Consider the following 12,593-nt stretch of genomic DNA (forward strand, 5'->3'; position numbering starts at 1 on the left):
GTGATTGATTGAAAAGCCGGGGCATGGTGCCTCGGCTTTTCTTATTCCTTCGGTTATGATAGAAGAAGGGAGGGGAACTACGTGAATTCTGTCATTACCAATAAACTTGCCCTGCTGCCGGATCAGCCCGGCTGCTATCTGATGAAAGACAGGCAGGGCACGATTATTTATGTCGGGAAGGCAAAAGTACTGAAGAACAGGGTCCGGTCATACTTTACGGGCTCCCATGATGCGAAGACACAAAGGCTAGTCGGGGAAATAGAAGACTTTGAATATATCATGACATCTTCAGATCTTGAAGCCCTTGTGCTCGAAATGAATCTGATTAAAAAGTATGACCCGAAATACAACGTCATGTTAAAGGATGACAAAAGTTACCCTTTCATCAAATTGACCAATGAGCGTCATCCGCGGTTGATTACGACCCGCAAGGTACAGAGGGGAAAAGGAAAGTATTTCGGCCCCTACCCGAATGTGGGTGCGGCGAATGAAACGAAAAAGCTGCTTGACCGACTTTACCCGCTGCGTAAATGTACCACACTTCCTGACCGCGTCTGCCTCTATTACCATATGGGACAGTGCCTCGCCCCTTGTGTAAAAGAAGTGAGCAAAGAAACGTACAGGGAAATGACGGATGAAATTGCGAGATTCCTCAACGGAGGATACAAAGAAATCAAGAAAGAGCTTTCGGAAAAAATGAAGGAAGCTTCTGAAAATCTTGAGTTTGAACGGGCAAAGGAATTCCGGGATCAAATCCTTCATATAGAAGCAACGATGGAAAAGCAGAAGATGACGATGACCGACTTTACAGACCGGGATGTGTTTGGTTTCGCCGTCGATAAAGGCTGGATGTGTGTGCAGGTCTTCTTTGTGAGGCAGGGTAAATTGATTGAACGCGATGTTTCATTATTCCCTCTTTACAACGAACCTGAAGATGAATTCCTGACATTCCTTGGCCAGTTTTATTCAAAAGCAAACCATTTCAAGCCGAGAGAAATTTTTCTGCCGGAGGATATTGACGAAGAACTCGCCATGAAACTCCTTGAAGTGAAGATCACACAGCCGAAAAGGGGCAAGAAAAAAGAGCTGGTGAAATTGGCGGAGAAAAATGCCAAGCAGGCGCTTGATGAGAAGTTTGCCCTGATCGAGCGAGATGAGGAGAGGACGATCAAAGCGATTGAAAGTCTCGGCGAACAGATGGGGATCTATACCCCGTTCCGGATCGAAGCATTCGATAACTCGAATATACAAGGCTCCGCTCCGGTATCAGCGATGATCGTCTTCGTGGATGGAAAGCCTGCTAAAAAAGAATACCGGAAATACAAGATAAAGACCGTCAAAGGCCCGGATGATTATGACTCGATGCGGGAAGTGGTAAGAAGACGGTACTCGAGGGTATTGAAGGATGGTCTTCCGCTTCCGGACCTCATCATCATCGACGGAGGAAAAGGCCAGATCGAAGCGGCCCGTGAAGTGCTTGAAAATGAGCTGGGACTTGATATACCTTTAGGCGGCCTTGCCAAGGACGATAAACACCAGACATCCGAGCTCCTATACGGAAATCCCTTGCAGATCGTACCCCTGGAAAAACGCAGTCAGGAATTTTACCTGCTCCAGCGAATCCAGGACGAAGTCCACCGTTTCGCTATCACATTCCACCGCCAGCTGCGCGGAAAAAGCGCCTTCCAATCCATCCTCGACGACATCGACGGAATCGGACCAAAGCGCAAAAAACAGCTTCTCAAACACTTCGGCTCCATGAAAAAAATGAAAGAAGCAACGGCAGAGGAACTTCAGGACATCGGAATCCCTGAATCAGTGGCGAAAGTTTTGCATGAGAAACTAAACGAATAGGGTATATGGATAACGTTTAATTTGTTGGTTCATTTCCCATATCAAATAAGAAAGCCTGGACCAAGCGAGCTTGGTCCAGGCTTTCTTATTTGATATGGGACTTTTCAGCTCCGCTGAAAAGCGGGTGAAACGTTCGTTTCACCCGAATGACCCAAAAAATTTATCGCAATTTTATAAAAACCTCATTGCTTCCAATTTTTTCGTGTGCTATAATTATCGATAATTTAAAACATTATCACTTTCAAAAGTGGTGATAGAGGTGCGAACTTCAAGAGTACAGGCAAAGAGGAGTATGGGCTCCGATGAGATGTCTGGGAAGGGGAGATTCGCCGAAGTGGTATTGGACTCATACTAATCCCGCTGGTCCTGCGTTTAAGAAATGCAGGATTGTCAAGATGAATCAATCTTGGAGAGCTATCTCACAATGCCGATGAACGGATCAGTATTTTTTACTTTAAGTTCATAAGCAATGAGACCTCCATCTCATTGCTTTTTTTATTATCAGGCATGGGACTGCAGAAGGATGAAACAATATCCTCGCTGCAGCGGGATCTCAACAGTAGTCAGATGATTCTCTTCAAAAAATAAGATTCTATTTCTACACTCAAAGAGAAAGAAGGAGAAGCTGTGAGTATTATCGTTCAAAAATTCGGCGGGACATCTGTAGGATCTGTCGAAAAAATTCAAAATGTTGCGTCAAGAATTTTAGAAGAGAAGAATCGGGGAAATGACGTGGTCGTGGTCGTATCCGCCATGGGGAAAACAACGGATGCGCTAGTAGGAATGGCAAGGGAAATCACTTCACGCCCAAGTAAAAGGGAAATGGATATGCTGTTGTCGACTGGGGAACAGGTAACCATATCACTATTGACAATGGCGCTGATTCAGGCCGGTCAGGAAGCCATTTCGTACACTGGATGGCAAGCGGGGATCGAGACGGAATCCGTCCACAGCAACGCACGCATCATCAATATTCATACAGAAAAGATGACAGCACAGCTGGAAAGCGGAAAAGTCGTGATCGTAGCAGGGTTTCAGGGTATGACGCCTTCAGGTGAAATCACTACGCTCGGCCGCGGGGGATCTGACACGACCGCAGTGGCAATCGCGGCTGCACTGAAAGCAGACCGGTGTGATATTTATACAGATGTGGACGGGGTCTATTCATCCGATCCCCGATATATAAAGGGTGCAAGGAAGCTGCCATCGATTTCGTATGACGAAATGCTCGAGCTTGCCAATCTGGGGGCAGGGGTCCTTCATCCAAGGGCTGTCGAGTTTGCGAAAAATTATCAAATCCCGCTGGAAGTGAGATCAAGCCTTGAAAAAGTCGAAGGTACGTACATTGAGGAGGAAGCAAGCATGGAACAGAATTTGGTGGTAAGAGGAGTCGCATTTGAAGATGAAATCGTAAGGGTGACAGTGTTCGGGCTCGGGAACGCATTGACAGGCCTATCGTCCGTATTCACAACCCTGGCCAGGAATCATCTGAACGTGGACATCATCATTCAGAGCCAGACAGACAAGGATACAACGAATCTATCTTTTTCAATCAAGGAACATGACCTTGAAGAAGCCCTGTCTGTATTGGAGAAGAATCAGGATGAGCTCGGCTTCACGCATATCGAGCATGAACGAGATCTTGCCAAGGTATCAATCGTCGGTTCCGGAATGATCTCGAACCCGGGAGTGGCGGCAGAAATGTTCGAGGTCCTTGCTCAAAATGACATCATCGTCAAAATGGTCAGCACATCTGAAATCAAGGTGTCGGCCGTGGTGGATCAGGTGAATATGCAAAAAGCAGCAGGAGTGTTACATACGGCGTTCAAACTGGATGCTGTCAAAGTAGAAGAAGTGACACTGTAAAAAGAGCGGAAGCGTCTTGTCTTAGCCCGGTAAACGCTTCCTGTCCGACCAGAGAAGTCTTCTGTTTTCTTCACATGCCGGACCGAAACGTCTAAAGGGACTGGGTCCGGCCAGTTTTAAATAAAAAGGGTTGACTCCTGAAGAGTCAACCCTTTCCCATTCATCTATTAACGGAGGCCGGCTGTTTATTCGACTTTATCTTTTTCATCCCAGCGGGCGATGATTTTTACGGACCGATTTCGTTTATGTATTTCGTCAGCTGCTTCAGTCGTGCATTTTTTTTGGAGCTGGATTTGTTCTGCAAGAAAGCCGGCTTCCAATTTAAATGAAACGTCTGAATTTAGAGACAGGCGTCTTTCGACAAATGCACCGCGGAGTTCAAAGGTCATTTCATTTTTCTTTTGTTCCACAACCGTCAATGTCCCCCAGCCTGCTTCTTCAAAAAAAGATGAATATTCATCAATTGATTGAAGGGGGAATTTTCTGGAGAGCTGCTTGCCGCCCCAATATAAGATTTCCGGGGTGTGCTTACCCAAGATGTCGGGGAGCAGGATATCCCTTATCATTTCATAGCCGAAAACCGGGACGGTTGGTTCATAAAGTTCTTCTTTTTTCTGTTCCAAATATATCCCCTCTTTCTATAAAACTATTATATACATGAAAAGTCGATTTATCATCCCAAACCTGAAAAATGAAAGTTGGGATATTTTGGCGGTATAATATTATTGGTTAATAATTAGAAAATTCTAATTATTGGAGGCGGGTTTAATCGTGTTTAGTCGTTATCTCTAAATTAAAAATATTTTAGCGATATTGTCGAATTTATGTATACGTTTTCTTGACGCTCACACTCTATGGGAGTAAAATGAAACTTGTCACATAATTGTTACAACATAAAATATGTATCGTTGTCTAATGATGATGTTGATTAGAAAACGGCCTCATATTTTATGATTAAGGGGGGTAAATCATGGCTGGAAATCGAGAATTTAATTATCGCAGGCTTCATTCATTACTAGGTGTTATTCCAGTTGGATTATTTTTAACTCAACATTTAGTCGTGAACCATTTTGCAACTGGCGGGGAAGAATCATTCAATCAAGCGGCACATTTTATGGAAAGTCTGCCGTTCCGTTATTTCCTTGAGATCTTTATCATCTTCCTACCATTGTACTTCCATGCTATCTATGGAATCTACATTGCGTTCACATCCAAGAATAACGCCACCAAATTCGGTTATTTCCGCAACTGGATGTTCCTTCTGCAGCGCGTGTCAGGGGTAATCACGTTTATCTTTGTAACATGGCATGTATGGGAAACCAGAGTAGCTGCAGCGTTTGGAGCTGAAGTCAACTTCCAGATGATGGAGAATATTTTATCGAATCCATTAATGCTTGGTTTTTATGTAATCGGTGTATTATCCACGATCTTCCACTTTGCTAATGGCTTATGGTCATTCTGTGTAAGCTGGGGTATCACGGTTACACCGCGTTCTCAGTTAATTGCTACATATGTAACGATCGGAATTTTTGTAGCGTTATCAGTAGTTGGTATGCGCGCAATCTTCGCGTTTGTATAAGAGAAACAATTATAGAAGTCTGATAGATATCAGCAGGCAACTTCCGCAGGAAAAGGAGTGAGTCACGATGAGTAAAGGCAAAATTATTGTAGTCGGCGGCGGTTTAGCCGGCTTAATGGCCACAATCAAAGCAGCAGAAGTAGGAACGGAAGTGGATTTATTCTCACTTGTACCCGTTAAACGTTCTCACTCTGTTTGTGCTCAAGGTGGAATTAATGGAGCCGTAAACACAAAAGGGGAAGGCGATTCTCCTTGGGAACACTTTGACGATACAGTATATGGAGGGGATTTCCTTGCGAATCAGCCTCCTGTAAAAGCAATGACAGAAGCAGCACCGGGCATCATCCACTTGCTTGACCGCATGGGTGTCATGTTCAACCGTACGCCGGAAGGACTTCTTGATTTCCGACGCTTTGGCGGAACGCAGCATCACCGTACCGCATTTGCAGGTGCGACCACTGGACAGCAGCTTCTGTATGCATTGGACGAGCAGGTCCGCCGCCATGAAGTGGCAGGTCTTGTAAATAAATTCGAAGGCTGGGAATTCCTCGGAGTGGTCGTGGACGACGATGGCGCTGCCCGCGGGATCGTTGCACAGAACCTTCAAACGATGGAAATCAAATCATTTGCGGCAGATGCTGTCATCATGGCGACAGGAGGACCCGGCATCATCTTCGGTAAGTCCACGAACTCTGTCATCAATACAGGGTCTGCAGCTTCAATCGTGTACCAGCAGGGTGCATATTATGCGAACGGTGAATTCATCCAGATTCACCCGACAGCCATCCCTGGTGATGATAAGCTTCGCCTCATGAGTGAATCTGCACGCGGTGAAGGCGGACGTGTATGGACGTATAAAGACGGTAAGCCTTGGTATTTCCTTGAAGAGAAGTATCCTGCTTACGGAAACCTGGTACCTCGTGATATCGCGACACGTGAAATCTTCGATGTGTGCGTGAATCAGAAGCTCGGTATTAATGGAGAAAACATGGTTTACCTTGATCTTTCCCATAAAGATTCCAAGGAACTTGATATCAAACTTGGCGGGATCATCGAAATCTATGAGAAATTCATGGGAGACGATCCGCGTAAAGTCCCAATGAAGATCTTCCCTGCCGTTCACTATTCAATGGGCGGACTTTGGGTTGATTATGATCAAATGACAAATATCCCAGGTCTTTTCGCTGCAGGGGAATGTGATTATTCCCAGCACGGTGCGAACCGTCTTGGAGCCAACTCACTGCTTTCAGCAATCTACGGCGGTATGGTAGCCGGACCGAATGCAGTCAAGTACATCCAAGGTCTTGAAAAGTCCGTAGAAAGTGTTCCTTCTTCCGTATTCGAACGCCACGTGCAGCAGGAAGAGGAAAAGTGGAACACGATCATGTCCATGAATGGAACCGAAAACGCGTATGTCATCCATAAAGAACTGGGTGAATGGATGACCGATAACGTAACGGTGGTCCGTCATAATGATAAACTGAAAGAAACAGACAATAAGATTCTTGAGCTTATGGAGCGATACAAGAATATCAACATCAACGATACGGCCAAATGGAGCAACCAAGGTGCCACGTTTACACGTCAACTGTGGAATATGCTTCAGCTTGCGCGTGTCATCACGATCGGTGCACTTAACCGAAACGAAAGCCGCGGAGCGCACTATAAGCCTGAATTCCCTGAGCGTAATGATGAGGAATTCCTCAAAACGACAATGGCAAAATATAATGCAGCAACGAATTCACCTGAGTTCCATTATGAAGAAGTCGACACAGGCATGATTGCACCGCGTAAGCGCGACTATTCTAAGAGTAAAGGGGGAAGTAAGTGATGAGTGAAAACAAGACTGTCCGTTTTATCATTACTCGTCAAGACGGCCCTGAATCCGCTCCTTACCAGGAAGAATTTGAACTGGCTTACCGCCCGAATATGAACGTCATTTCCGCCCTTATGGAAATCCGCCGTAACCCGGTCAATGCCAAGGGTGAAAAAACAACCCCGATCAACTGGGATATGAACTGTCTTGAGGAAGTCTGCGGAGCCTGTTCAATGGTGATCAACGGAAAGCCTAGACAATCTTGTACTGCGCTTGTCGATCAGCTCGAACAGCCGATCCAATTGGCTCCGATGAAAACATTCCCGGTCGTGCGTGACCTGCAGGTCGACCGCAGCCGGATGTTCGACAGCCTGAAAAAAGTAAAGGCATGGATCCCGATCGACGGGACTTACGATCTTGGACCTGGTCCCCGCATGCCGGAGAAAAAACGTCAATGGGCTTATGAATTATCCAAATGCATGACATGCGGAGTATGCTTGGAAGCCTGCCCTAACGTAAACAGCAAGTCCAATTTCATCGGTCCTGCACCGCTTTCACAGGTTCGCCTTTTCAATGCGCATCCAACAGGTGCCATGAACAAGGATGAACGTCTGGAATCCATCATGGGAGATGGAGGCCTTGCCAACTGCGGTAACTCCCAGAACTGCGTGCAATCTTGTCCGAAGGGAATCCCTTTGACAACTTCAATCGCAGCACTGAACCGCGAAACATCCTTCCAAATGTTCAAGAACTTCTTCGGAAGCGACCATATGGTAGATTAATACCAAAAAGCACTTTCCTTCGGGGAAGTGCTTTTTTATTATGGTGCGGGAAGTTAGGAAGTTCTTTGATTTGTATGCATTTTTTCGGAAAAATCGTTGGTGGACATCAAGTAGTGGGGTAATTGAGACTTTTTAGTGACCATTTTGTTGATTATGAACCACAAGCAGCTTAATTTATGTTGATTTAGCTGTTTGAATCGATGAATTTTAGGGCCGTTTACTATGGAGTTAAAGGAATCTTTCGAAATTGGTCAGTAATCTTCGAATTCAGGAGAATAATCTTTCGTTTTTAATCATTAATCTTTGAATTTTCCGCTTTATTCTTTCGATTTTGAGAATAATTCCGTCATTTGGGAAAATAAGGAATTAATGTACTGGCGCACACGTTTTGATTTAGCCTGCAAGTTTGTTGGAAGGTATTTAAAACTGGTTTAAAATGTACGTCAGTTATCAGGGAGTTCCAGCGTTTGATTGTAGTGCAAGGCGAAGACTCCTGCGGGAAGAGCAGCTGGACAGAATCTGCCGCGAGACTGCGAGGAGGCTCACGGGCTACCAGCGGAAAGCGAAGTCTTGCACGGAAATCAATAAGCGGTATAACTTGGGACATCTCTCTATAGAAGTTTTTAATACTTAACGGTTCCTAAATGAAGTAAAAAAGATTATAATAAACAAAAAAGAATGAATATTCATTCATTTTATTATCTACCTAAAAGGAGGAGCCATTTTGAAACACATTACATACATTAAAGACATAGACACATGGCAAGAAGAATTTCATTTCTCCATAGAAATCAAGGTTCGTTTTTCCGAGACGGATATGTTTGGACATCTGAACAATACTGTTCCATTTACATACTTCGAGGAAGCAAGAACCGACTTCTTTAAATATCAGGGATTCATGCAGGACTGGGTGAAGCCCGATCATGAAACGATCCCAGTCGTAGCAGACCTGCAGTGCGACTTCCTGAAGCAGGTCTACTTTGGCGAACGCTTGAATGTTTATGTGAAAGCGGCCACAGTAGGGAAATCTTCAGTCGACCTGCATTATATGGGCGTAAATGAAAAGCAAGATGTCTGCTTCGTTGGCAGAGGAACGATGGTACAGATTTCACGTAAGACGGGAAAAGGTGTCCCTTGGACGGAAGAGATGAGAAAGAAATTTGACTGTCCACCAGTCATGTCCTCCTCATCCTGAATACTGTGTGAATGAATCACTGCCTAATTTTTGAAATTACTTCTTCTCTATGTCACTCTAAACCGCACCTTCACATATGATATTCTGACGACCGACAATACCCATCCCCGCGGTTTAAAGCTGGCGAAGGCAAGGAGGGTTACCATAATTGAAGGACAATGATTTTACACACAAACCGTTGCTCACAAAGAGAGAAAAAGAAGTATTCGAGCTGTTAGTCCAGGATAAAACAACGAAAGAGATTGCTAGTGATCTTTTCATCAGCGAAAAAACAGTTCGAAATCATATTTCCAACGCCATGCAAAAGCTTGGAGTGAAGGGGCGCTCACAGGCAGTTGTAGAGCTTCTTCGCATGGGGGAACTCAAGCTTTAAAGTAAGGGGCTGATTCTTATGAACAATAATCCGGGTTATTTCACCGTTATTGTCCAAGTAAGAGTCAGTCTCTTTTAGTTTAGTGGTATACTGAACCTGCATCCTTTCTTTTCTTGAAATTTCCCCGGGAAAAAGAGAAAATGCTAGTAAGACTTATCCGGAATTGGCTATCGATCGGCGATGGTGAATCCTTAGAAGTATACGAGAACATGTTAGATTAGTACTAGTCAGTCAAAGGAGAATTCGTTCATGAATAAAGAAGAAATCAAGTTGAAAGCAGATGTACAGGTGGTAGCAGATATAGAAAAAGACCTGCGTTACATATCTTCCATCATTAAACAAAAGGGGCGTGAAATTTTAAGCCAGTACACGCTTACGCCGCCTCAATTCATAGCGCTTCAATGGTTGTTTGAATACGGTGACATGACGATCGGCGACCTTTCCAATAAGATGTATCTTGCCTGCAGTACAACGACGGACCTGGTCGACCGCATGGAAAAGAATGAATTGGTCGAAAGAGTCAAGGATGAGAATGACCGACGGGTCGTCCGCATTCATATGTTAAAAGAGGGCGAAAGAATTATTGAGGAAGTCATTGAAAAAAGGCAGAATTATTTACAAAGTGTCCTTGAAGATTTTTCACAGGAAGAAGTAGAAGGTTTGAAAAGGAACTTGGCAAAACTGCACCAAGAAATGAAACCAGAGTGAGGGAATAAAGTGATTCAACCGATAGGCATCATAGATTCGGGTGTTGGCGGACTGACTGTCGCAAAAGAGGTCATGCGTCAACTGCCTAAGGAAACCATCTATTATCTGGGTGATACAGCAAGATGTCCATACGGACCCCGGTCGGCAGAAGAAGTGAAGGAATTCACCTGGCAGATGACGGAGTATCTGCTGCAGTACGATATGAAGATGCTCATCATTGCCTGCAATACTGCGACTGCAGTCGTATTGGATGAAATCCAGACTCAATTGGATATCCCGGTCATTGGAGTCATCCATCCGGGTGCGAGAGCTGCAATCAAGCACACGTACAACAGAAAAATCGGGGTGCTCGGAACCATCGGGACCATAAACAGCGGGGCGTACGAAGAAGCACTGCACTCGCTGCACGGAAGCCTTGAGGTAAGCCCTCTTGCCTGTCCGAAATTTGTCCCTCTAGTGGAAAGCGGCGAGTATAACAGCCCCACTGCCGATCGCATCGTGGAGGAGACACTCTCTACCATGAAGGATTCGGATATTGACACCTTGATCCTGGGCTGCACGCACTACCCGCTCCTGCAGTCGAAAATTCAGGAGTATATGGGGAATGCGGTCAGTGTCATAAGTTCAGGTGACGAGACGGCCAGGGAAATCAGCACGATCCTGGACTACTACAACCTATTATACAGAGGGATCAAAGTGCCCGAGCACCGATTCTTCACGACGGGTTCATCTTTTCTTTTTTCACAAATTGCCTCTGATTGGCTGAATATAGGTGAAATCCGCGCTGAAACCATCCGGCTTCAAGACTGAGTGTCTTGGCTGGATGGTTTTATTTTTTCCTTGGTCGCGGATGTCTCTCGTCATTTTGATAATAAACATTGCTGTTTGAAATGAAATTAACCCTTTTGGTATTAACAGACCATTTTCAATAATAACGAGGCTTATAAGAAAATTCTCGATAATAAAAAGTCGATAATCGATAATAAACTTTAAATTTACGATCTAATTAATTCTTCATTTTCGATAATACTCCTTGTTTCCTTAACGGATTTTCAAAGTATTTCAGATGAAATACACAGCAATAAGAAATTCGGTGTCCAAAGGGATTGTATTTGTCCGCTTATAAGGATAAACAGTTGTGAATATGCTGTTTTTCTTCAATACTCGTTCCGGATTATTCAGCGCTTTCATCATTGTCATTTCCATTTCTGTAATCTCCTGAAAAAGTTTGTCTTCATTTCTAAAAAGTTTCGGTCTATTTCTGGACAGGGGCTCGTATATATGTAGTACAAACTGTCTTTTAGGAGGTTTCACGATGTCAAAAAAAGCGAAAGTTTCAATTGCTGTAACGGTGTTAGCATCTTCTGTGTATCTTTCAGGGTGCGGGCTGTTAAGTTTCGGGGATAAAGAAAAGATCGATCCGCCGCAGGATGTTTCTTACTTAAAAGAAGGTGAAAAGGTAGATACCGCTAAGAAAGAAGGGGAAGGGAAAGAAACGGCAGGCAAAGAGGAAGCTGCCGAGGAAACAGTCATGACAGAACTGTATCTCATCGATAAAAACGGGTATGTGGTCTCGCAGTCACTGCCGCTTCCCAACAATGAGAGTGTTGCCAAGCAGGCACTTGAATATCTGGTGAAAAACGGTCCTGTAGAGAATGTCCTTCCAAATGGTTTCCGGGCTGTACTGCCTGCGGATACCCAGGTGACGGTCGACATCAAGGACGGCAAAGCGATAGCGGATTTCTCTCCTGAGTTCAATAACTACCAGCCTGAAGATGAGCAGAAGATCCTGCAATCCGTCACATGGACCCTGACTCAATTCGACTCGGTAGAAAAAGTCGAGCTTCGTGTGAACGGGTATCCATTAACGGAAATGCCTGTTAACGGCACGCCGATCGATGAATCCGGATTATCGAGGAAAATGGGGATCAATGTGGATACGAGCGGAGTCGCGGATCCTACGAGTACAAAGCCGGTAACCGTTTATTATGTGTCGCAGACTGATTCCGGGACGTACTATGTTCCTGTGACCAAGCGTGTAAGCTCGAATGAATCGGATGAAGTGAAAGCCGTGGTACAGGAACTGATCGAAGGCCCTGGATACGGTTCATCTCTAGCCAGTGATTTCACTGGTGCAGAACTTCTGGATGATCCGTCCTTGAAAGATGGGACAGTGACGCTGAATTTCAATGAAGCGGTTTACGGAAGCCTCGAAGAAAAGGTTGTCTCCGAACATATGCTGAATTCACTGGTCCTTTCATTGACAGAACAAAAAGGAATCAAAGGGGTATCGGTGCTGGTGGAAGGTGAAGCGACAACCGTGAGCAAAGACGGTGAACCTGTCACAGAGCCGGTCACCCGCCCTGAAAATGTTAATGCAATTAGTTTTTAAATGATCATTTTTTGATATACTATTATAG

At 44.7% G+C, this 12,593-nt stretch carries 12 protein-coding genes and 1 riboswitch; of the genes, 10 read left to right on the forward strand and 2 right to left on the reverse strand.

What is annotated here, in order from left to right; all coding sequences use genetic code 11:
* Positions 1-81: 81 nt before the first annotated feature.
* Complete coding sequence (gene uvrC / locus ACKA06_RS12430) at positions 82-1,854, forward strand: excinuclease ABC subunit UvrC (RefSeq protein ID WP_064564447.1); 1,773 nt, start codon at positions 82-84, stop codon at positions 1,852-1,854.
* 246 nt (positions 1,855-2,100) lie between these two features.
* A riboswitch (Lysine riboswitch) is annotated at positions 2,101-2,279 on the forward strand.
* 202 nt (positions 2,280-2,481) lie between these two features.
* Positions 2,482-3,720, forward strand: coding sequence for an aspartate kinase (locus ACKA06_RS12435; protein ID WP_032087418.1), 1,239 nt, complete (start codon positions 2,482-2,484; stop codon positions 3,718-3,720).
* Positions 3,721-3,905: 185 nt separating this feature from the next.
* Here the strand turns inward: ACKA06_RS12435 and ACKA06_RS12440 are convergent, their stop codons facing one another.
* A complete protein-coding gene (locus ACKA06_RS12440; protein ID WP_032087419.1) occupies positions 3,906-4,343 on the reverse strand; it encodes a YslB family protein in 438 nt (145 codons plus the stop codon).
* Between the two features lie 347 nt (positions 4,344-4,690).
* On the opposite strand from ACKA06_RS12440, the gene ACKA06_RS12445 reads away from it, so the two are divergent.
* From ACKA06_RS12445 to racE, 7 genes are all read left to right on the forward strand, one after another.
* Complete coding sequence (locus tag ACKA06_RS12445; protein ID WP_032087420.1) at positions 4,691-5,299, forward strand: succinate dehydrogenase cytochrome b558 subunit; 609 nt, start codon at positions 4,691-4,693, stop codon at positions 5,297-5,299.
* A 67-nt stretch (positions 5,300-5,366) separates the two neighbouring features.
* Positions 5,367-7,130, forward strand: coding sequence for a succinate dehydrogenase flavoprotein subunit (gene sdhA / locus ACKA06_RS12450; RefSeq protein WP_032087421.1), 1,764 nt, complete (start codon positions 5,367-5,369; stop codon positions 7,128-7,130).
* Positions 7,130-7,897: a succinate dehydrogenase iron-sulfur subunit gene (gene sdhB, locus ACKA06_RS12455; RefSeq protein ID WP_032087422.1), complete on the forward strand. Its 768-nt coding sequence runs from the start codon at positions 7,130-7,132 to the stop codon at positions 7,895-7,897. Before sdhA ends, sdhB begins: the two co-directional genes overlap by 1 nt.
* Positions 7,898-8,621: 724 nt before the next feature.
* Positions 8,622-9,092 (forward strand): acyl-CoA thioesterase, encoded by a 471-nt coding sequence (locus ACKA06_RS12460; protein WP_411159789.1) that lies wholly within the window; start codon positions 8,622-8,624, stop codon positions 9,090-9,092.
* 148 nt (positions 9,093-9,240) lie between these two features.
* Positions 9,241-9,465 (forward strand): helix-turn-helix domain-containing protein, encoded by a 225-nt coding sequence (locus ACKA06_RS12465; RefSeq protein ID WP_032087424.1) that lies wholly within the window; start codon positions 9,241-9,243, stop codon positions 9,463-9,465.
* Between the two features lie 249 nt (positions 9,466-9,714).
* Positions 9,715-10,173, forward strand: a complete 459-nt coding sequence (locus ACKA06_RS12470) for a MarR family winged helix-turn-helix transcriptional regulator (protein ID WP_032087425.1) — start codon at positions 9,715-9,717, stop codon at positions 10,171-10,173.
* 9 nt (positions 10,174-10,182) lie between these two features.
* The gene (gene racE, locus ACKA06_RS12475) at positions 10,183-10,983 is read left to right on the forward strand and encodes a glutamate racemase (protein ID WP_032087426.1); all 801 of its coding nucleotides are present in this window, start codon (positions 10,183-10,185) and stop codon (positions 10,981-10,983) included.
* Positions 10,984-11,235: 252 nt separating this feature from the next.
* Here racE and ACKA06_RS12480 read toward each other — a convergent pair whose 3' ends face one another.
* Positions 11,236-11,379, reverse strand: coding sequence for a hypothetical protein (locus tag ACKA06_RS12480; protein WP_411159790.1), 144 nt, complete (start codon positions 11,377-11,379; stop codon positions 11,236-11,238).
* A gap of 109 nt (positions 11,380-11,488) precedes the next feature.
* Here ACKA06_RS12480 and ACKA06_RS12485 point away from each other — a divergent pair, with 109 nt between their 5' ends.
* The gene (locus ACKA06_RS12485; RefSeq protein WP_058297917.1) at positions 11,489-12,565 is read left to right on the forward strand and encodes a GerMN domain-containing protein; all 1,077 of its coding nucleotides are present in this window, start codon (positions 11,489-11,491) and stop codon (positions 12,563-12,565) included.
* The last annotated feature ends 28 nt before the right edge of the window (positions 12,566-12,593 follow it).

The sequence above is a fragment of the Rossellomorea oryzaecorticis genome (assembly GCF_045897515.1).
Lineage (GTDB): Bacteria > Bacillota > Bacilli > Bacillales > Bacillaceae_B > Rossellomorea > Rossellomorea enclensis.

Excerpts from the sequence above, each read along its gene's own strand:
- ACKA06_RS12470 (WP_032087425.1), top strand. The coding sequence starts at position 9,715 with ATGAATAAAGAAGAAATCAAGTTGAAAGCAGATGTACAGGTGGTAGCA.
- sdhB (WP_032087422.1), top strand. The coding sequence starts at position 7,130 with ATGAGTGAAAACAAGACTGTCCGTTTTATCATTACTCGTCAAGACGGC.
- ACKA06_RS12445 (WP_032087420.1), top strand. The coding sequence starts at position 4,691 with ATGGCTGGAAATCGAGAATTTAATTATCGCAGGCTTCATTCATTACTA.
- ACKA06_RS12485 (WP_058297917.1), top strand. The coding sequence starts at position 11,489 with ATGTCAAAAAAAGCGAAAGTTTCAATTGCTGTAACGGTGTTAGCATCT.
- ACKA06_RS12480 (WP_411159790.1), bottom strand. The coding sequence starts at position 11,379 with ATGGAAATGACAATGATGAAAGCGCTGAATAATCCGGAACGAGTATTG.
- sdhA (WP_032087421.1), top strand. The coding sequence starts at position 5,367 with ATGAGTAAAGGCAAAATTATTGTAGTCGGCGGCGGTTTAGCCGGCTTA.